General features: G+C 63.4%; 17 protein-coding genes. 7 read left to right on the top strand and 10 right to left on the bottom strand.

Going from position 1 to position 19,704, the window contains the following annotated elements:
- Nucleotides 1–8 precede the first annotated feature (8 nt).
- Nucleotides 9–923, top strand: a complete 915-nt coding sequence (locus tag ABIE20_RS15250; RefSeq protein WP_429505735.1) for a DMT family transporter — start codon at nucleotides 9–11, stop codon at nucleotides 921–923.
- Here the strand turns inward: ABIE20_RS15250 and ABIE20_RS15245 are convergent.
- The 4 genes from ABIE20_RS15245 to ABIE20_RS15230 are packed head-to-tail and all read right to left on the bottom strand — an operon-like array spanning nucleotide 895 to nucleotide 5,193.
- Nucleotides 895–1,926 carry a DUF6708 domain-containing protein gene (locus ABIE20_RS15245; RefSeq protein WP_429505734.1) on the bottom strand — a complete coding sequence of 344 codons (1,032 nt, stop codon included), beginning with the start codon at nucleotides 1,924–1,926 and terminating at the stop codon, nucleotides 895–897. The genes ABIE20_RS15250 and ABIE20_RS15245 overlap by 29 nt on opposite strands.
- A 50-nt stretch (nucleotides 1,927–1,976) precedes the next feature.
- Complete coding sequence (locus ABIE20_RS15240) at nucleotides 1,977–2,774, bottom strand: nucleotidyltransferase domain-containing protein (RefSeq protein ID WP_429505733.1); 798 nt, start codon at nucleotides 2,772–2,774, stop codon at nucleotides 1,977–1,979.
- A 13-nt stretch (nucleotides 2,775–2,787) separates the two neighbouring features.
- On the bottom strand, nucleotides 2,788–3,993 hold the full coding sequence (locus ABIE20_RS15235) for an RtcB family protein (protein WP_429505732.1): 1,206 nt from the start codon (nucleotides 3,991–3,993) through the stop codon (nucleotides 2,788–2,790).
- Nucleotides 3,994–4,047: 54 nt separating this feature from the next.
- Nucleotides 4,048–5,193, bottom strand: a complete 1,146-nt coding sequence (locus ABIE20_RS15230; RefSeq protein ID WP_429505731.1) for a slipin family protein — start codon at nucleotides 5,191–5,193, stop codon at nucleotides 4,048–4,050.
- A gap of 596 nt (nucleotides 5,194–5,789) precedes the next feature.
- Between ABIE20_RS15230 and rtcR the strand changes: the two genes are divergently transcribed.
- Together rtcR and ABIE20_RS15220 are read left to right on the top strand one after the other, a co-directional pair.
- Nucleotides 5,790–7,382, top strand: coding sequence for an RNA repair transcriptional activator RtcR (rtcR, locus tag ABIE20_RS15225; RefSeq protein WP_429505730.1), 1,593 nt, complete (start codon nucleotides 5,790–5,792; stop codon nucleotides 7,380–7,382).
- A 70-nt stretch (nucleotides 7,383–7,452) separates the two neighbouring features.
- Nucleotides 7,453–8,541 carry an alpha/beta hydrolase gene (locus ABIE20_RS15220; RefSeq protein WP_429505729.1) on the top strand — a complete coding sequence of 363 codons (1,089 nt, stop codon included), beginning with the start codon at nucleotides 7,453–7,455 and terminating at the stop codon, nucleotides 8,539–8,541.
- A gap of 244 nt (nucleotides 8,542–8,785) precedes the next feature.
- On the opposite strand, the gene ABIE20_RS15215 is transcribed toward ABIE20_RS15220, so the two are convergent.
- Genes ABIE20_RS15215 through ABIE20_RS15205 form a run of 3 tightly spaced genes read right to left on the bottom strand, consistent with a single transcriptional unit; the run spans nucleotide 8,786 to nucleotide 12,517 of the window.
- A complete protein-coding gene (locus ABIE20_RS15215; RefSeq protein ID WP_429505728.1) occupies nucleotides 8,786–9,991 on the bottom strand; it encodes an SGNH/GDSL hydrolase family protein in 1,206 nt (401 codons plus the stop codon).
- Complete coding sequence (locus ABIE20_RS15210) at nucleotides 9,991–11,127, bottom strand: SGNH/GDSL hydrolase family protein (RefSeq protein ID WP_429505727.1); 1,137 nt, start codon at nucleotides 11,125–11,127, stop codon at nucleotides 9,991–9,993. The genes ABIE20_RS15215 and ABIE20_RS15210 overlap by 1 nt, the downstream gene beginning before the upstream one ends.
- Nucleotides 11,114–12,517, bottom strand: a complete 1,404-nt coding sequence (locus tag ABIE20_RS15205; protein ID WP_429505726.1) for an MBOAT family O-acyltransferase — start codon at nucleotides 12,515–12,517, stop codon at nucleotides 11,114–11,116. The genes ABIE20_RS15210 and ABIE20_RS15205 overlap by 14 nt, the downstream gene beginning before the upstream one ends.
- Before the next feature lie 243 nt (nucleotides 12,518–12,760).
- On the opposite strand from ABIE20_RS15205, the gene ABIE20_RS15200 reads away from it, so the two are divergent.
- The 4 genes from ABIE20_RS15200 (at nucleotide 12,761) to ABIE20_RS15185 (ending at nucleotide 17,857) form a co-directional block, all read left to right on the top strand.
- A complete protein-coding gene (locus ABIE20_RS15200; RefSeq protein ID WP_429505725.1) occupies nucleotides 12,761–13,003 on the top strand; it encodes an exodeoxyribonuclease VII small subunit in 243 nt (80 codons plus the stop codon).
- On the top strand, nucleotides 13,000–13,887 hold the full coding sequence (gene ispA / locus ABIE20_RS15195; protein ID WP_429505724.1) for a (2E,6E)-farnesyl diphosphate synthase: 888 nt from the start codon (nucleotides 13,000–13,002) through the stop codon (nucleotides 13,885–13,887). The genes ABIE20_RS15200 and ispA overlap by 4 nt, the downstream gene beginning before the upstream one ends.
- A gap of 140 nt (nucleotides 13,888–14,027) precedes the next feature.
- On the top strand, nucleotides 14,028–15,926 hold the full coding sequence (gene dxs, locus ABIE20_RS15190; protein WP_429505723.1) for a 1-deoxy-D-xylulose-5-phosphate synthase: 1,899 nt from the start codon (nucleotides 14,028–14,030) through the stop codon (nucleotides 15,924–15,926).
- Nucleotides 15,927–16,003: 77 nt separating this feature from the next.
- On the top strand, nucleotides 16,004–17,857 hold the full coding sequence (locus ABIE20_RS15185) for a TonB-dependent receptor domain-containing protein (protein ID WP_429505722.1): 1,854 nt from the start codon (nucleotides 16,004–16,006) through the stop codon (nucleotides 17,855–17,857).
- Here ABIE20_RS15185 and ABIE20_RS15180 read toward each other — a convergent pair.
- From ABIE20_RS15180 to ribA, 3 genes are read right to left on the bottom strand one after another with little or no spacing between them, the layout of a single operon-like run.
- Nucleotides 17,835–18,644 carry a cobalamin-binding protein gene (locus ABIE20_RS15180; protein WP_429505721.1) on the bottom strand — a complete coding sequence of 270 codons (810 nt, stop codon included), beginning with the start codon at nucleotides 18,642–18,644 and terminating at the stop codon, nucleotides 17,835–17,837. The two genes, ABIE20_RS15185 and ABIE20_RS15180, sit on opposite strands and share 23 nt — an antisense overlap.
- Nucleotides 18,644–19,063 (bottom strand): hypothetical protein, encoded by a 420-nt coding sequence (locus ABIE20_RS15175; RefSeq protein ID WP_045199962.1) that lies wholly within the window; start codon nucleotides 19,061–19,063, stop codon nucleotides 18,644–18,646. Before ABIE20_RS15175 ends, ABIE20_RS15180 begins: the two co-directional genes overlap by 1 nt.
- A complete protein-coding gene (gene ribA / locus ABIE20_RS15170) occupies nucleotides 19,060–19,677 on the bottom strand; it encodes a GTP cyclohydrolase II (RefSeq protein WP_010222848.1) in 618 nt (205 codons plus the stop codon). The genes ABIE20_RS15175 and ribA overlap by 4 nt, the downstream gene beginning before the upstream one ends.
- Between the last annotated feature and the right edge of the window lie 27 nt (nucleotides 19,678–19,704).

Below are 19,704 nucleotides of genomic sequence, written 5' to 3'. Positions count from 1 at the left end.
CTCTTGCGATGCCACACGCGCACCCCCTGAAAATCGTCCTGGCGACACTGTTCGTGGTGTTGTGCTGGGCCTACTCACCCACCGGCATCCATATCGCCCTGCAAGGCTACGAGCCGGGCCATCTGGCTTTGGCGCGGTTTATCGTGGCGTCGGTGTTCATGGCCTTTGTCGCACTTTGGCGAGGGATCAGCCTGCCAAAGGCGAAGGACTTGCCGCTGCTGATGCTGCTCGGGCTATTCGCGGTGTTTGTGCATCATGTGGCGATTAATTTCGGCCAGCGCGGGATCAGTGCCGGGGCATCCAGTGTCCTGGCGCAATCCACGCCGTTGTTCAGCCTGTTGATCGGCTGTTTTGTCCTGCGCCAGAAGGCCAGCGCCTGGCACTGGGGCTGCCTGGTGCTGGGCATGCTTGGCTCAGCAATGGTGGTTGCAGGCGATCGCGACGTAGGAGCGCTGAACGCCCACGGCCTGCTGGTGCTGTTGGCCGCGCTGTCGTGGAGTATCTACTTCACCTTGCAGAAACTTCATGGCCATCGATACGACGGCCTGACCATGGTCTGCTACACCATCTGGGCCGGCACCGCCTTGCTGCTGGTGTATCTGCCGGGCCTGGCCGGCGCCGTGAAGGCCGCGCCACTGCAGGCAGACCTGGCGGTGTTGATGCTGGGCGTATTTCCCAGCGCCCTGGCCTACCTGGGGTGGGCCTTTGTGCTGAGCCACACGCAGGTCAGCCGGGCAACCATGGCGCTGTACCTGATCCCGCCCTGCGCCATGCTGATCGCGGCCTTGCTGCTCGGTGAGCAGCCTTCGCTGATGGTGATCGCCGGGGCTGTGGTGGTGGTGATCAGTGTGCTGGCATTGAACGCGCCATCAAGGATGCGCATTCAACGAATGGCTAGGCCGGCTCGGCAAATTTCACCTTGAAGTAATCCAGCAGGGTTTTGCCCCGGTAAAAAACCTCGCGCACCTCGGCACTTTCTTTGAGCAGCGCCTCGCTGGGCAACGCATGCTGATCCGCCGGCAAGGGCCGGGACCACTCCTGCACCGCTTTGGGGAACAGCGCCCTGGGGCGATTGTTGACCCAGTTGGAGATATGGCACGGCAAGGTCCAGCCGCCGAACGCCTGGACGAACAGAAAGCCGAACACATACTGCAGCCACGGGAAATTCTCGCGATAGCCGAGCCGGGCCATGTGAAAATACGCCACCGTGCCCTCTTCAAACTCTTCTGACGGTGGCGCCGGCAAGGCTGCCGGGCCCTCTTCCATGTAGGCGCGAATCGCCTCCCATTCGGCCACCGCAGCGCGCAGGCTGCCACAGGCCACAGTCAGCCAGAGGACGTTACCGCTGGCGGCGTCACGCAGGCCGATCATCAGTTTGAACTCAGGCAGCACCGCGTATTCGGTGACCAGTTTGCCGGCCGAGACACAGGCGATAACCTCTTCCCACGGCACATAATGGGGGGCTGCACCTTTCTTCGGCACCATCGCCACTTCGCGTCGCTGGCGGTTGAAACGGATCGGCGGCTGGACTCTGAGCTCGCGCACGGTCTTGCAGAAAATGAACACGTACATCAGCGCCAACGCGCCGATAAAGCCCCAGATCGGCGGCGAGGCGAGAAAGTCGAGAAAGCCCGACCAGAACGGCTCGTGCTTGCGCCGCGCCCAGCCCGCGAGCAGCGCCGTCATCACAAAGCTGGTGATCACGCCCATGACCGCGGCAATGCCGCAGCGGGCCATGAACTCGAAGTTGCCCCGGCCAATGCCGAAGTCCAGGTAGACCTCGTTGGCATCACGGTGCAGGAGCTGGTAGCTGTAGGCCTCGACGCCCGTGGGCAAGGGCTTGGGCGACAAGTAGACAATTTGGGTACCGGAGACTTGCTCGAAGTCTCCGGCATGGGGCAGGCGCTGGTATTTGCTGTCAGGCATGAAAACGTTCCGAGTCCTTTCGACAAGGAAGGCACGCCAAGGCGCGCTTCCTATGAATAACGCCGCACAGTATCGCGCAAATAGTCATCCAGCTGTTGCGTATCACCGCGCAGCCGCGGCAAGGCCGGCGAAGTTTCTGCGCGCAACAGCTCACTGTTGATGAACTGCTGCAGTGCTTCCCGTCGCGGCCCGTAATCGGCCTCGACCGCCTGGCGCTTGATGCGCAGCAACTCATCGATCTCGGCAAGCATCTGCGGCTCGTTCAAGGTGCCTGCCAAGAGGTCGGCAAAGGCCGTCGGCGGCATGCCCAGGCCCAGGTCGATCCAGCGCACCGCCAACAGCGAACGCAGCACGTACAGGTACTTCTTGAAGCGCACCTGCTCGCCCTGGAGGAAGTCGCGGTGGTTCTTTTTCGCCATCGACAGGTAATGATGCCGCGCCGCCCGGGCGCTGTAGAAGTTCAGCGCCAGCGCCCGCAGCGACTCCACTGCACCGGGCTCGGCACGATACACCAACGGTGAACCGAGCCATTCGAGCAGGGTCGGGTTGGAGTTGCGCAGCAGCTTCAGGGTCTTGCGCAGCTCCCAACCGCTGATGTCCAGCTCGTCGGTCAGCGGCCGCTCGATGACGTCGCGCGGCTCGTCGACGCGCAGGTACCAGTCCTGGCGCGGGACGTAGATGAAGCGCACGTCGAAGTCGCTGTCGGTGGAGGCAAAGCCCCAGGCACGGCTGCCGGATTCACAGGCGTAGAGCACGCGCACATCGTGTTCAAGCTCGACCCGGCGCAATTCTTCAAGCACCCACTCGCGCATGGCGCCCGGCAGTGGGTGACGGTCTTCCTTGTTCATGGTGTATCCCTTCCTATCCCTTTACGCACACCACCTGACGCAGGGTGTGCACCACTTCCACCAGCTCGCGCTGGGCTTGCATCACCGCGTCGATATCCTTGTAGGCCATGGGGATCTCGTCGATCACGTCTTTGTCCTTGCGGCATTCGACATGGGCAGTGGCCCGTTGCTGATCTTCGACGGTAAACGCCTGCTTGGCCCGGGTGCGGCTCATCACCCGCCCGGCGCCGTGGCTGCAAGAGCAGAACGCCTCTTCGTTGCCCAGGCCGCGAACGATGAAACTCCTGGCCCCCATGGAGCCGGGAATGATCCCCAGCTCGCCCTTTTGCGCCGACACCGCGCCCTTGCGGGTGACCAGCACGTCGTGGCCAAAGTGATGCTCGCGCTGCACATAGTTGTGGTGGCAGTTGACCGCTTCGAGGTTGGCCTCGAAGGGCTTGCCGAGCACATTGCGTGTAGCGGCGATCACCGCGTGCATCATCAACGCACGGTTCTGCCGGGCGAAATCCTGGGCCCATTCCACCGCTTCGACATAGTCGGCAAAGTGCCGGCTGCCTTCTTCGAAATAGGCCAGGTTGCGGTCCGGCAGGTTGGCGATATGCTGGCGCATGTCGGCCTGGGCCAGTTCAATGAACAGGTTGCCGATGGCATTGCCGACCCCGCGTGAACCGCTGTGCAACATGAACCAGACGCGGTTGGCTTCATCCAGGCAAACCTCGATGAAATGGTTACCGCCACCGAGGGTTCCCAGGTGCTGGCGGTTGTTGGTTTTCTCAAGCTTCGGGTACTTGTCGGTGATTGCCTTGAAGCGCGCCGCCAGGTCGTGCCAGGCACGGTCGGCCATGGCCGGCACGCTGTCCCAGGCGCCCTGGTCACGGCGGCCGAAGGTCTTGCCGTGGGGCACGGCCTTTTCGATCGCCGAGCGCAGGCCGTGCAGGTTGTCCGGCAGGTCGCTGGCGGTCAGCGAGGTGCGCGCGGCGATCATGCCGCAGCCGATGTCGACGCCGACCGCCGCCGGGATGATCGCACCCAGGGTCGGGATCACGCTGCCGATGGTCGAGCCCTTGCCCAGGTGCACATCGGGCATCACCGCCAGGTGCTTGAAGATGAACGGCATCTTCGCGGTGTTCAGCAGTTGCTCACGGGCGCCCTCGTCCACCGGGACGCCGTCGGTCCAGAGCTTGATCGGCTTGCCGCCGGCCACTTCGAGTATGTTCATGTCGGTACTTCCATTCTTATCTGTTGCTGCCGGGCTGCTTGAGCCCGGCAAACCTCATCCGGCCTTGATGCTGACCAGTCCATTCAACACCTGATCCAGGCCGCCGAACACCGAAATCCGGTCGATGCGCTCGGCCACCCGCTCCAGGGTTTCCAGCTCCTTCAGGCGCAGGGCCGTCGGGTTGTCTTCCATGACCTTGGCGGTGTTGAGCAGCGATCGGGTCGCCGAGGTCTCTTCACGGCGGCGGATGACGTTGGCTTGCGCCGCTTTCTCCGCCTCCACCACCTGCGCCAGCAGGGTTTTCATCTCGCCTGGGAGGATGATGTCGCGCACCCCCAGGCCGCTGACTTCGATGCCGCTGCCGACCAGTTTTTCCTGCAGGTACTGGCTGACCGAATCGTCGATCAACTGCTTGTTTTCCAGCAGCTCATCGAGGGTGCGGGTGCCCACCGCCGCCCGCAGGCCGAACTGCACCTCGCGGTACAGATGCTCCAACGGTTTGCTCAACTGCGCGAACGCACCGAGCACATCGCTGTAGCGCCAGTTGGCCGCAAGATTCAGGCGCAGGCTGACCTTGTCGCGGGTGAGAATTTCCTGCCCGCTGATTTCCATGGCCTGGATACGCATATCGACCAACTCGACGCTGACCTGACGGTTGAAGCGCCAGAAGCCGTACTGCCCGGCAGCCAGCAACTCTTCCACCACGCCATCGACCTTCAACACGCCGACATGGAACGCCGGCACCGCTGCCAACAACACCGCGTCCAGCCCGGCCAGATTGCGGCCGCGCAGTTTCGGCTGGTTGAGCTGGGCCACCAGGGCGGTTTCCAGGCGATAGGTCTGGCTCAGGTCGATGCGCTGCAGGGTCTGCGCGCTCTGGCCTTTCCAGTACAGATGGCGGCTGCCCGGGGCCAACAGCTCGACCAGGGCGCCATCTTCAAAACGCAGGCCGGCTTCGTTTTCCGCCAGGTCCATACGTTCGAAATACTGCTCGACCAAGGCCGGCTCGCTTTGACGCAGGAAGCCTGCCAGACGATGCTCGAACAGCGAAGTATTGAGGCTGAAGGTTTCTACCGTCAGCCGGTTGTGCAGGTCGAAACGCTTGTGCACGCCAGGTTCGAGGATCGACACAAAGTCGCCTTCGCAGAACAGCAGGCCGCGTTCGTTCTTTTTCACGATAAAGCGTTTCAACAGTTTCATCTTGGTCATCCTGTGCAATTAAGTCCTTGGTGCCGGTGTTGCCAAAGCGCCGAGCGTTGCGGGCGTGGCCCGGAGGAGCCAGTTGCCGGGACATCCTGTCCATTGACCGCGTCCTGCGGTCCGGCAACTGCCTTGCTCCGGGCCCGGCCGGCAAGCCGGGCAAATCGGCGGTGGGCGTGTGCGCTCCGTGCGCACCTAGCAGCCTTCCCTGGCTACGCCCCACCGGCGGGTACAACATTCGAATACCTTGGAGGGTATGTAAGGTTCGAGTCAGGCCTCGAGACCAGCGTCTCCGTGAGGAGCCACGCTATCGACTGCACGTTGCGGCGGCGGCATGCACGACACCTACACCAGGGGTGGGCTCGTGCACCGGCGGGGACATAAACCCCGTCCCGTTGGCCAGCTTGGCGATGCGGTCGAGGTATGTATTGCGAGGGGCGTGCCAGGTTTTGCGTCAGGTCCAAAATTAATTTTTATCTTATTGATTTATAAGGTTTTTATTTTTACCAACAGAAATCGGTGAATTTTCTCAGCCTATACCAGGCAATATTTTTATATATTATGGGATATATATTTATCTACTGAGCTAAACAGCAATGAGCAAGCGCAGCGTCGCCATCGGCTTTCTCGGCACCACCCTTGATCGCAACGGCAAAGGCGCGGCGCGCTGGCAGCGCTGGCGGCCGACCATCAGCCTGTGCCAGCAGGCACAAACCCCCATCGACCGCCTGGAACTGATCCACGGCACCAGCGCCCGCGACCTGGGCCTGGCCGAGCGCATTCGCGACGATATCCAGAGCATCTCGCCGCACACCGAAGTGCGCCTGCAGCCGATGGTCCTGCGCAACCCCTGGGACTTCGAAGAGGTCTATGGCGCGCTGCACGACTTCGCCAGCGCCTACCCCTTCGATACCGAGCACGAGGACTACCTGGTGCACATCACCACCGGCACCCACGTGGCGCAGATCTGCTGGTTCCTGCTGACCGAGGCACGCTACCTGCCGGCGCGACTGATCCAGACCTCGCCCGCCCGCGGCAAGGAAGACACCGCCGACCCGGCCGGCACCAGCACACTGATTGACCTTGACCTGTCGCGCTATGACCACATCGCCTCGCGCTTTCAGCGCGAACAGGCCGACAGCCTGAATTTTCTCAAGGCCGGCATCGCCACCCGCAACGCCGCCTTCAACCGCTCCATCGAGCAGATCGAGCGGGTGGCGCTGCGCTCGCGGGCACCGATGCTGCTGGTCGGCCCGACCGGCGCCGGCAAGTCGTTCCTGGCCCGGCGCATCTATGAGCTCAAGCGCGGTCGCCATCAGCTGGAGGGGCGCTTCGTCGAAGTGAACTGCGCCACCTTGCGCGGTGACGGCGCCATGTCGACGCTGTTTGGCCATAGCAAAGGCGCCTTCACCGGCGCCCAGAACGCCCGCGAAGGTCTGCTGCGCGCCGCCGATGGCGGCATGTTGTTCCTTGATGAAATCGGCGAGCTGGGCACTGATGAACAAGCCATGCTGCTCAAGGCCATCGAAGAAAAACGCTTCTTCCCGCTGGGCTCGGACCGTGAGGTAGAGAGCGACTTCCAGCTGATCGCCGGCACCCACCGCGACCTGCGCAGCCGGGTTGCCGAAGGGCTGTTTCGCGAAGACCTGTACGCGCGCATCAACCTCTGGACCTTCGCCCTGCCAGGCCTGGCCGGGCGCCGCGAAGACATCGAGCCGAACATCGATTTCGAACTGCAGCGCCATGCCCGCGAACAGAACCGCCAGGTGCGCTTCAACCTCGAAGCCAAGCGCCGCTACCTGGCCTTTGCCAACTCGCCGCAAGCGCGCTGGGCCGGTAACTTTCGCGAGTTGTCGGCGTCGATCACGCGCATGGCCACCCTCGCCGACAGCGGGCGCATCGACGAGCCGCTGGTACTGGAAGAAATCGAGCGCCTGCAACACGCCTGGGGCCTTGAGCAAGGCGCGGACCCACTCGACGCCTTGCTCGGCGACCAGGCCCTTGACCAGTTCGACCGCCTGCAACTGCACGCGGTACTCAAGGTGTGCCGCAACGCCCGCACACTGTCCGAGGCCGGGCGCCAGTTGTTCGATGTCTCGCGCCTGGAAAAAGAAAAGCCCAATGACGCCGACCGTTTGCGCAAATACCTGGCGCGCTTTGGCCTGGACTGGAATCAACTCAAGGGCTGAACAGGGTGCTAGAATCCGCGCCCACTTCGGCCGCACCTGGCCGAGCACTACCGAAAAAGGACTCTCGGCCATGTCATTGCTGACAGCGACCCGCCTGCACCTCTGCTCCTTCGGCCTGCTGGCCGGCCTCAGCCTCACTGCAACCACTGCCTTCGCCGACGAGGCTACCGACCAGGCCCTGCACAAAGGCCGCTGGCAAGGCATGGCTGCCATGGCCAACCTGTACCTGAACGACGCCACCCCGGCCGAATTCATGGACGCCGGCGACAAAGAAAAAAGTGAGCACGACAACTATGCCGGCGCCCTGGCCTTCTACCTGACTGCCGCCCGCCTCGACCCGAAGAACGCCTTTGCCGCGTACCAGGCCGCTGCCGCACTGTCGTCCATGGACAGCCCGGAACTGGCCGCGCAATACCTCGACGAAGCCCGCGAACGCGGCTTCTGGCAAGCGGTGATTCTCAAGGAAGACGACGAACTGGAGCCGATGAAAAACGACCCGGCCTACCAGAAGCTGCTGCAAGCGGCCGAGAAGAATTATCCGACCCAGGCCAAGGATGCTGGCCTCGCCGCCTTCAGCATCCCTGAAGGCAAGGCCCCGGCTGGCGGCTGGCCGGTGGTGGTGTGGCTGGCAGGCTTTGGCACCGAAGGCGTCAAGGGTACCAACATGCGCGCCGACCTGGTCGGCGACAAGGCCGTGCTGGTGGCCCTGAACGGCACCCTCAAGCGCGACGAGCATCAGTTCATGTGGCAGCAGCAGTCGGTCGAGCCGACCGAGCAAGCGGTGGCCGCAGCGCTGAAGAAGCTGGAAAAAGACACCCGCATCGATCGCTCGAAAGTCGCCCTGATCGGCTTCTCGCAAGGCGCCGAACACGCCGCCCACCTGATCGCACAGTACCCGCAGAACTACAGCGGCGCGGTACTGCTGTCGCCGGGCGGCTTCAAGATTCCGTTCACCGTGCAAAAAGCCAAGGACAAGCGCCTGATCGTAGTGCATGGCGCCCAGGAGCATGAAAGCAACCTGCAACTGACCGCCACCACCGAAAAAGCCTTCGCCAGCAACAACAAGGTGCAGAGTCACGAACACCCTGAAGGCCACACCTTCCAGGACGACTGGCGCAAGGCCTACCCGGGCTACCTGGACTACGCCCTGGGCCTTTGAGCACGCGCCAGGCAGCCCCGGGAAGCACCTGAGAAATAATCTGTTCGAGAAAATTTACAGCCCTGCAGACAGCTACTAAGGTGAATGCAGAGGAATGAACCGCGGCTGATTCAAGGCAGTCGCATCGTGCTGAGCGGGGGCCGTTGAACGCCCCCGGGTTTGCCTCTATTAAGGGGCGGGAAGACGACTTCATGGGGCGCCGCAAGCCAACCCTGAGTCGTCCCCGTCCCTACTTTTTTCTGCCTTACTTCAAGCCCAGCTGGCTGCGCAAAAACTCGTGCAGGCCGGCCGCGCTTTTCTTGTAGCCATCGGCCGTCAGGTGCACCAGATCACCACGGGCCAGGCCCGACGCCTGCCAGCCGACAATCGAACACCGCCCGCCCATGTACGCCTGCCAGTCCCAGAACAGCGCGTTGGCCTGCTTGGCTGCCTGGCGCTGGATGCGGATCACCTGGGCCAGTTGCTGCGGCTGGCGCGCGGCGCAGCTGCGGGCCTTGCGCTGCTTGATCGAGTCCGGCGGGCCGACCAGCAATATCACCGCGCGCGGCAGGTCCTGGCGCAGGCGCTTGAGGGTATTGCGCAACTGCGTCTGGTACAGACCGAGGTCGAGGGTGTCGTCGAAGGCTTCATTGGTGCCGTAGGCGAGAATCACCAGGTCCGGGCGCAGGGTCTTGAGGTTGTCCTGCCAGCCGGCCTGCCATTTGTCCTGCACTTCAAGGCGCGCGCCATTGATGCCCAGCGCCGAGTAGATCACCCCGGCATTCTTCTGGCCCTGGATGTACCAGCCACCCAACAGCGTGCCGGGGCGGTTGCTAACGCTCAGGTCCAGCGGCAGGCCGAGGTTGCTGACTTGCGGACCGAAGCGCCATTGCCCGCCGGTGGCCGCCAGCAAGCGCTGGTTGCGCCCGCGACCATCGCGCAGCACCAGGGTGCTGTTTTCCCGCGCCTGGTACAGGGCCTGCACCCGATAGCGTTGCGCCGTAGGCTCACGGGCTTCGATACGCACGCTCGGGTTGGCCGCCATCGGCACCGACAGGTAACCGCCAAGGGGGAATTGCGTGCTCTGCTGGTTACGCGCCGACACTAGCTCCCACTGGCGCTTGGCGGTTTTCAGGATCACCTGGTCATAGCGGGTGCCCGGCACCGGCGTGGCGGCAATCAGGCCGATACCGCCATCGCCATAACGCGCCTGCAGCAGGTGGCGCATCTCGCCGCTGAACAGGTCGGCAGCGGTGTGCGAGTCGCCGAACTGGATGATGTTGACCGGCGCACGGTTGGCGTTCTTGAACTTGCCCGCCAGTACCGCCAGGTTGCCATCGACGCGGTTGGCCGGGGCTTTGGCCGCCGTTTTGGCTGGCTTGGCCGTGCTATTGACCGCCGCCACCGGGCTACAGCCCGGCAACGCGCAGATCAGCAGGGCCAACCCCAGAATGTTGTGCAGTCGAGGCATCAGTGTCCCGTTACAGTGAGGCCGGGAAAGGCGATCAACGAGAGAATCCGTTCCGAGATCAGCTTCTGTCCGGTGGTAGTGAAATGGATGCCGTCATCGACCCGGGTCTTGATCCGTTTGCCCTGAGCGTTCTGCAAGGTATAGGAGAAACTGTCGTCGTTGTAACCCAGGACCGGGTTGGCCGAGAGGTAATGCTGCTGATACAGGCCGGTCTGCTGCTCGTACAGCCCGCTCAGGTAAGCCATGGCCGTAGACAGCTTGGGCTTTTGCATGTTCGGCGGCCCGACCCAGATCACCTGCACATTGTGCTCACGGGCCTGGTCGAGGATCGAGTCGATACGCTGGCGATAGGTGACTTCCCACTCCGGCGACTTGAAGCGCAAAAACGGCTTGCCCTTGCCCTGAGGCATGTCCCAGGGGTCGTTGGGGCCGAGGAAGATCACCATCAGGCGAATATTCGGCTCGCTCTCGAGGGTTTTGGCCACGGTCTGCGGCCAGTTGAAAAAACCGGGATAGGCAAGGCCGGTGCTTTGCTTGCTGAGGTTGACGCTCTTGATCTGGTAGCGCTTGCGCAGGCTGTTGGCCAGGTGCGGAGCGACACCCTGCATCAGCGAATCGCCGACCAGGAATACTTCGTCACCCGCCGCCAGAGACACCACGGTGCCGGCTTGCGAAGGTGCCTGGGCAACTGCTGCCGCAGGTGCGGCAACCGGCGCAGCAACGGGCGCAACAGGTGTTACCCCCTTGACTGCAACCGGCTTGCTGACAGGCACCTGCGCGGCAACCGGGGGCTTGTCCAGGCGCACCGGGACCACCGCAATCGGCGCCGGTAGCTCCACGGTGTCGCTGGCTTCAACCTTGGCCACCAGCACCTGCTCGCTGCGTTTTTCCAGGCTGTCGATGAAGCTGTCGCGGGCATCGCCCAGGGCATGGGTAAGGTTGCCGCCCAGGCGCCAGGCCGGGCTTTGGCCGAGTACTGGCAGCTCGCAGCTCTGGTGGTACTTCTGCTGGCAATACAGGCTGATCGAATCCTGGTTCAGCCAGAACAGCAACAGAGTGGTGATGACAATGGCGTAAAAGGCTTTGGCCGCACCCAGCTGCGAAGACAGCAAACGACCGGCATTAGAAGCTTGCATAGATGAACCCCGGCACGCCCGATTGCGAAGCAAAAATGACCAAGGAAATGAACAACCCCAGCGGTATTGGATACAGCTGCCAGGGCAAGCGCGTGGTGGTAGCAAAGAACTGGCGCAGCAGCACCAGCAACTGCGGGTAGACGGCGACATACAACACGCTCGCCAGCAACAGCAGGCCGGTACTGGAGAACAATCCATCCAGGCTCAAGCCGCCGATGCCGGCGAGCATGTCCATGGCTTCATCGAGGCTTGCGCTACGGAAGAAGATCCAGGCGAAGGCCACGTAATGGAAGGTCAGCAGGCGCGCCGCCAGGCCGGCGCCCGGCCAGCGCATCGGCTGCGGCAGGATATAGGTCGAGGCCTTGTACAGCGCCAGGCCGATGCCGTGCAGCGCGCCCCAGATAATGAAGTTGATGCTCGCCCCATGCCACAGGCCGGAAATCAGCATCGCCAGCAGCATGTTCAGGTTGCCGCGCCACACACCCTGGCGGTTGCCGCCCAGCGGGATGTAGACATAGTCGCGAATGAACAGCGACAGGCTGATGTGCCAGCGGCCCCAGAATTCCTTGAGGTTGTGCGCGGCATAAGGCGCATTGAAGTTGTCAGGCAGGCGAAAACCCAGCAGCAAGGCAATGCCGGTGACCAGGTTGGTGTAGCCGCTGAAGTTGAAATAGATCAGGAAGCTATAGCCATACACGCTCAGCAGGATCTGCTCGGGCGAATAGCTGCCCGGCGTCTCGAACACCGGGTCGACCCACTCGCTGGCCAGCCAGGCACTGCAGAAGAACAGCTTGACCACCGCCAGGGCAATCAGCCCCAGGGCCCGTTGCGGCTCCAGCACCTCACGAATACTGCTCGAGCGAATTTGCGGCAGCATGTGGCTGGCGCGGTTGACCGGGCCGGCAATCAGGCTGGGGAAGAACGCCAGGTACAGGGCCAGGTCGAACGGCGAAGCCGAGGGCATCTCGCGACGGTTGATCGACACCAGGTAGCTGACCGAGTGAAAGGCGTAGAACGACAGGCCGATCGGCACCAGCACTTCCAGCACCGGCAGCGACACATCCAGCCCGGCACTGGCCAGGGCGCCCTGCACGCCACCGACAAAGAACTCCTGGTACTTGAACAGGTAGAAGCAACCCAGTACCAGCAGCAACACCAGCAAATAGCTGAAGCGCCGCCCGGGATAACGCTCACCGACCAGGCCGAGCAGATACACCAGGGCGCTGAAGCCCAGCAGGATGTACAAGGAGTTGAAGCTGAAACTGGCCACCAGGCCATAACTGGCGGCCAGCAGCAGGACGTTCTGCAGGCGAACGCTCCAGCACAGGCTCCAGTAAACGATGAAAAACAGTGTGAAGCAGAGGCCAAACTCGATCGAAAGGAAGCTCACAACGTAGTCCATTACGTGACAACAGAAATAGGAGGCTTAGCCACCAGAAAGCCGCGGGGCAAAGCGGGCGCGATTATGGCAGAGAGCCACAACCCCTCACAATGCGAGCCCTGCAGAAAAATCAAGACTACGCCGCCGGTCTTTGTGCAACAGAATGCGACGAAAGATCACCCCTACCGATTTGCTCCCCCCGCCCCGCTCTGCTAGTGTCGCGCCGTTTATACTGCCACCGAGACAGCCGCCATGGCCCGAAAAAAAGCCTCCATTGATTTCGAGCAATCCCTCGCCGACCTGCAGGTCCTGGTCGAGCGCCTGGAGAACGGCGAGCTGTCGCTGGAAGACTCGCTGACCGCCTTCGAACAGGGCATCAGCCTGACACGCGACTGCCAGAGCGCCCTGGCCCACGCCGAACAGAAGGTCCAGGTGCTGCTCGAGCGCGATGGCGAACTGGCTGCCGAGCCTTTCGATGCGGAACAGCCGGAATGATCGCCGCCTACCAGGCCAGTTGCCAGGCGCGGGTCGATGCCGCCCTAGAACACCTGTTCGTCGCGCCTTCGGTTGAGCTCAATCGCCTGTATGAGGCCATGCGCTACAGCGTCATGAATGGCGGCAAACGGGTACGCCCGCTGCTCGCCTACGCCGCCTGCCAAGCCCTGGGTGCTGCGCCGGAGCAGGCCAACGGCGCGGCCTGCGCGGTCGAATTGATTCACGCCTACTCGCTGGTGCACGACGACCTGCCGGCGATGGACGATGACGACCTGCGTCGCGGCCAGCCGACCACCCACAAGGCTTTCGATGAAGCCTGCGCGATACTTGCCGGCGACGGCCTGCAGAGCCTGGCCTTCAGCGCCCTGCTCGATCCGCAGCTGAGCCCGCAGCAAGACAGCATCCGCCTGGCCATGGTCCAGACCCTGGCGCTGGCCGCAGGCCCTGCCGGCATGGTCGGCGGCCAGGCCATCGACCTGGGCTCGGTGGGCCTCAAACTCGACCAGACGGCGCTGGAGTTCATGCACCGGCACAAGACCGGCGCGCTGATTGAAGCCAGCGTCAGGCTCGGCGCCCTGGCCAGCGCCCGCGCCGATCAGACCCAGCTCAAGGCCCTGCAGACTTATGCACAGGCCATCGGCCTGGCCTTCCAGGTCCAGGACGATATCCTCGATGTCGAGAGCGACACCGAAACCCTGGGCAAGCGCCAGGGCGCCGACATCGCCCGCGACAAGCCGACCTACCCGGCCCTGCTCGGCCTCGAGGCAGCCAAGGCCTATGCCCTGGAACTGCGCGACCAGGCCCTGCATGCCCTGCGTCCGTTTGACGCGGCGGCCGAGCCGCTGCGCGAACTGGCGCGCTACATCGTCGAGCGCCGTAACTAAGCAGCGCGGGTATCGCGGGGCAAGCCCGCTCCCACAGCAATCACTGTAGGAGCGGGCTTGCCCCGCGATTAGCTCAAATGGGCAGCCAACACCGCAATAAGGTAAACTGCCGCCACTTCATATCTATAACGATTCGCCTGATGCCCACGACGTTTCAAGAGATCCCCCGCGAACGCCCGGTCACGCCGCTGCTTGACCGTGCCGATACGCCTGCCGGCCTGCGCCGCCTGGCTGAAGCCGACCTGGAGAACCTGGCCGACGAGTTGCGCCAGGAACTGCTCTATACCGTTGGTCAGACCGGCGGGCATTTCGGTGCCGGCCTGGGCGTCATCGAGCTGACGATCGCCCTGCACTACGTCTTCGACACCCCGGACGACCGTCTGGTGTGGGACGTCGGTCATCAGGCCTATCCGCACAAGATCCTCACCGGTCGCCGCCAGCGCATGAATACCCTGCGCCAGAAGGACGGCCTGGCCGCCTTCCCGCGCCGCGCCGAGAGCGAGTACGACACCTTTGGCGTCGGTCACTCCAGCACCTCGATCAGTGCGGCCCTGGGCATGGCCATCGCCGCCCGCCTGCAGAACGATCCGCGCAAGTCCATCGCCGTGATCGGTGACGGCGCACTGACCGCCGGTATGGCCTTCGAGGCGTTGAACCACGCCCAGGAAGTCGATGCCGACATGCTGGTGATCCTCAACGACAACGACATGTCGATTTCGCGCAATGTCGGCGGCCTGTCCAATTACCTGGCCAAGATTCTCTCCAGCCGTACCTACTCGAGCATGCGCGAGGGCAGCAAGAAGGTCCTGTCGCGCCTGCCCGGCGCCTGGGAAATCGCCCGCCGCACCGAAGAATACGCCAAGGGCATGCTGGTACCCGGCACCCTGTTCGAAGAGCTGGGCTGGAACTACATCGGCCCGATCGATGGCCACGATCTGCCGACCCTGATCACCACCCTGCGCAACATGCGTGACCTCAAGGGCCCGCAGTTCCTGCACGTGGTCACCAAGAAGGGCAAGGGCTTCGCCCCGGCCGAGGTCGACCCGATCGGCTACCACGCGATCACCAAGCTCGAGCCTGTGGACAAACCCGCCACCGCACCGAAACAAGCTGCCGGGCCGAAGTACTCCGCAGTATTCGGCCAATGGCTGTGCGACATGGCGGCCGCCGACCAGCGCCTGGTCGGCATCACCCCGGCGATGAAAGAAGGCTCCGACCTGGTGGCCTTCAGCGAGCGCTATCCGGATCGCTACTTCGACGTCGCCATCGCCGAACAGCATGCAGTTACCCTGGCGGCGGGCATGGCCTGCGAAGGTGCCAAACCGGTGGTAGCGATCTATTCGACCTTCCTCCAGCGCGCCTACGACCAACTGATCCATGACGTCGCGGTGCAGAACCTCGACGTGCTGTTCGCCATCGACCGCGCCGGCCTGGTCGGCGAAGACGGCCCGACCCACGCGGGCAGCTTCGACCTGTCGTTCCTGCGCTGCATCCCCGGCATGCTGGTGATGACCCCGAGCGACGAGAACGAGCTGCGCAAAATGCTCAGCACCGGCCACCTGTACAACGGCCCGGCCGCCGTGCGCTACCCACGTGGCAGCGGCCCGAACGCAACCATCGAGAGCAACCTCGAGCCGCTGGAAATCGGCAAGGGCATCGTCCGCCGCCAGGGCAGCAAGGTCGCTTTGCTGGTGTTCGGCGTGCAGTTGAGCGAAGCCCTGAAAGTCGCCGAGCAGATCGACGCCACCGTGGTCGACATGCGCTTCGTCAAACCTCTGGATGAAGCCCTGGTGCGCGACATTGCCGGCAGTCACGAACTGCTGGTGACTATCGAAGAGAACGCCATCATGGGCGGCGCCGGTGCGGCGGTAAGCGAGTTCCTCGCCCGCGAAGCCGTGCTCAAACCGGTGCTGCACCTGGGCCTGCCGGATGTGTATGTCGAGCATGCCAAGCCTGCCCAGATGCTCGCCGAGTGCGGCCTGGATGCCGCCGGGATCGAGGCATCGGTGCGTCAGCGGATGCAACTGCTCGGTCTTTGAGACCGCATCGCGGGCTAAGCCCGCTCCCACAGGTTTTGTGGGAGCGGGCTTGACCCGCGATAGCAATGGAACTGCCCATGAAATCCCTGCGCCTTGCCCCCCTCCTGCTATGCCTGCCAACCACCCTGCTGGCCGACCCGATCGACCGCGAAAGCGCCCTGAAGCTGCCCAACACGCTTATAAGCGCCAACCGCCAGGTCGAAGACCGCACGCAAACCAGCGCTGCCAATACGGTATTCACCCGCGAAGACATCGACCGCCTGCAGCCTTCCAGTGTTACTGACTTGCTGACCCGGGTGCCGGGGGTTCAAGTTTCGCGCACAGGCGGGCGTGGCAGCTTGCCCGGCATTTTCATTCGCGGCACCAAGTCGGCCCAGAGCCTGGTGCTGGTCGATGGCGTACGTATTGCCAACACCTCGTCCGGCGACAGCGGCCTGCAGTTTCTCAACATCGATCAGATCGAGCGGGTCGAAGTACTGCGCGGTTCGCGTTCGGCGATCTACGGCAGCGATGCGATTGGTGGAGTAATCCAGATCTTCACTCGCCGTGCCAGCAAGCCCGGCCTGCAACCGCGCCTGCACCTGGCCGGTGGCAGCAACAAGACCTGGCAGCACGATGTCGGCCTGTCCGGTGGTGACGAGCGCACGCGTTTCAACCTCGCCGCCGGCCTGGACGAAACCGACGGCATCAACGCTACCCGCGAGTCATTCCCGGCCAACAGCGATCATGATGCCTACAGAAACAAGAGCCTGAGCCTGAACCTCAGCCATGTTGCCAGCGATTCTCTGGAACTGGGCCTGAATTTGCTCGACAGCCGCGGACGCAGCGAATACGACAACCTGTTTGGCGACCACAGCCAGCCCTACACCGATTTCACCGTCAGTAGCCTCGGCACCTACGCCGACGCACAACTCACCGAGATGTGGCATTCACGCCTGGAGCTGGGCCACAGCGAAAACCGCGATACCAAGCGCGACTCGCTGCAGCCGGGCGGTAGCGAGTTCAACACTTACCGCGACTCGATCAACTGGCAGAATGACCTGAGCCTCGACGAGCGCAACAACCTGTTGCTCGGTGGCGACTGGTATCAGGATCGCCTGCATGGCAGCACGACCTTTGATGAAGACAGCCGCTGGAACCGCGCCGCCTTTGTCCAGCATCGCTACAAAGGCGACAGCTTCAACACCGAAATCGGCGTGCGCCGCGACCAGAACCAGCAATTCGGCAGCCAGAACAGCTGGAGCGCCAGTCTCGGCGTGCCGCTCAACGTCGACAACGACCTGCTTCTGTCCTACAGCGAAGGCTTTCGCGCACCGACGTTCAACGACCTTTACTACCCGGATTTCAGCAACCCCGACCTCAAGCCCGAGCGCTCGAAGAGCTACGAGCTGCAATGGCGCAGCCAACTGACCGAGAGCACCCGGCTGGAGGCCTCGCTGTACCGCACCGACCTGCGCAATGCGATCTCCCTGGGCCCCAACTTCATTCCACACAATGTCGGCTCGGCACGCATCAATGGTTTCGAGGCCAGCCTGCATCAGCAGTGGTTCGGCTGGCAGAGCAACCTGGGCCTGGCGCTGATCGACCCGCGTGACCGCGATTCCGGGCACACCCTCGAACGTCGCGCCCGCCGCACCCTGAGCCTGGACCTGGATCGCCAGTTCGATCGCCTGGGCCTCGGTGCCAGCTGGCAAGCAGTCAGCAGCAGTTACGCTGACGCCGACAACAAACGCTCACTCAGTGGCTACGGCCTGCTCGGTTTGCGCAGCAGCTGGAACCTGAGCCGCGAGATTCGCCTGGAGCTCAAAGCCGACAACCTGCTGGATAAAACCTACAGCCGCGCGCAGTACAGCTACGGCACAGGCTATGCCGATTACCGCGAAGAAGGCCGCACCTGGCTACTGGGCGTCACCTGGACACCGGCGCTTTAGCCTGAAGCAACTCGCACAATTTGGCCGTCGCTTCGATCATCTGCCCGCTGGGGCGCTCCAGGCCTTTGTCCGGCACCTGCAACAGCAAGCCATCACGCACCGCGGCGACCTGCGGCCAGGCCTTCCAGGCATCGAGCTGGAGCTGATCGGGGGCAAGGATCACCTGCGGGTTGCGCGCCAGCACGGTCTCCAGGTTGACCTGCGGCGCCGGCTGGGTGAGGTCGGCAAACACGTTGCGCGCACCGCAGACGCTCAGCGCATCGGAGATGATCTGGTAGCCGCCGACGGTGTACAGCGGCTTGTCCCAGACCTGGTAGAACACCGTCAGCGCATGCTCGCGATGGTACTGCTGGCGTAACGCGGCAAGGCGCTTGCGCAAGGCTGTGGATAACTGCCCGCCCTGCTCCCTGCGCCCGATCCTCACGCCAATTTCGTCAACCTGCGACACCAGGTCATCCAGCTCATGCACATCGACGCTATACAGCGGGATACCCAGGCGCTCGAGCTGGTCGCGCTGGGCTGCCGGCACGCTGCCCGGCCAATACAGCACCAGGTCCGGGCGCACGCTGAGCAGGCGCTCCATGTCCAGTTGGCCATAGCGGCCCACCAGCGGCACGTCGCTTAACTGCGCCGGCCGTTCGTGCCACTCGGCCATGCCCACCAGCAGGTCGCCGGCTTGCAGGTCGAGGAGGATTTCAGTGATCGAGGGCGCCAGGCTGACCACCCGCGGCGCCGCTGCCAGCGGCATGCCGAAGGCCAGCAGCAACAGCCACAGGTAGCGACGCATCAGCCGAGCTGGCGGGGAATGCGATAGAGGTAGAGCAGGACCACGCTGGAGATTGCCAGGAGGATCTGCGGCACTGCCTCGAGGCCGACGAATACCGACAACGCGGCGACCCAGGCCGGCAGGCAGGCGAACAGCATGCCCAGGCGGCGGATACGCGCCAGCTCGATCCAGGCCGCAGGCTCGTCGTCGCTGTTCAGGGCTTTCTGGGTGGCGATCAGCCCATGCTTGTAGGCGCCAAAGCGCGGCAGGCTGAGGAACATCGATGCCACGCCGGCGATGAACATCGGCATGGCCAGGATCGGAATCAGCGCCTGCACGCCACCAAAGGCCCAGGCAAATACCAGCAACGGCGCCAGCGCCACCGCCAGGTACTGCCACCAGGCCAGTTCCAGACGACGGCGAACCTGGGCGCGGGTCACGCCCGACCGGCCTCGCCCTGGTGCTCGTTGCCCATCATGTGGCCGAGCTTGCCGGCTTTGGTCGCCAGGTAGTGTTTGTTATGCGGGTTGTGGCCGGTGTGCAGCGGCACGCGCTCGGCAACCGGAATACCCATGCCGGTCAGCGCCTTGACCTTGCGCGGGTTGTTGGTCATCAGCCGCAGCGACTTGACGCCCAGGTGCTCGAGCATCGGCTGGCACATCCCGTAGTCACGCTGGTCGGCGGCAAAGCCCAGTCGTTCGTTGGCTTCGACAGTGTCGGCGCCGCCATCTTGCAGCTCGTAGGCGCGGATCTTGTTCAGCAGGCCAATGCCACGGCCCTCCTGACGCAGGTACAGCAGCACACCGCGGCCTTCGCGGGCGATCGCCTGCAGGGCCGCTTCGAGTTGCGAACCGCAGTCACAGCGCTGGCTGAACAAGGCATCGCCGGTCAGGCATTCGGAATGCAGGCGCCCCAGCACCGGCTGCCCATCGGCCACATCACCCAGGCTGAGCACGACGTGCTCGCGGCCGGTGGCTTCGTCGAGAAAACCATGCATGGTGAAGGTCGCAAACGGGGTAGGCAGCTTGGAAGCGGCAACAAAAACGACGGGCACGTTGTGCTCCTGATCAGTAACTTGAAA

It is taken from the genome of Pseudomonas sp. 2835 (assembly GCF_050435905.1).
Lineage (GTDB): Bacteria > Pseudomonadota > Gammaproteobacteria > Pseudomonadales > Pseudomonadaceae > Aquipseudomonas.
The sequence above is the reverse complement of the archived record's forward strand: the minus strand, read 5'-3'. Positions and strand labels throughout refer to the sequence as shown.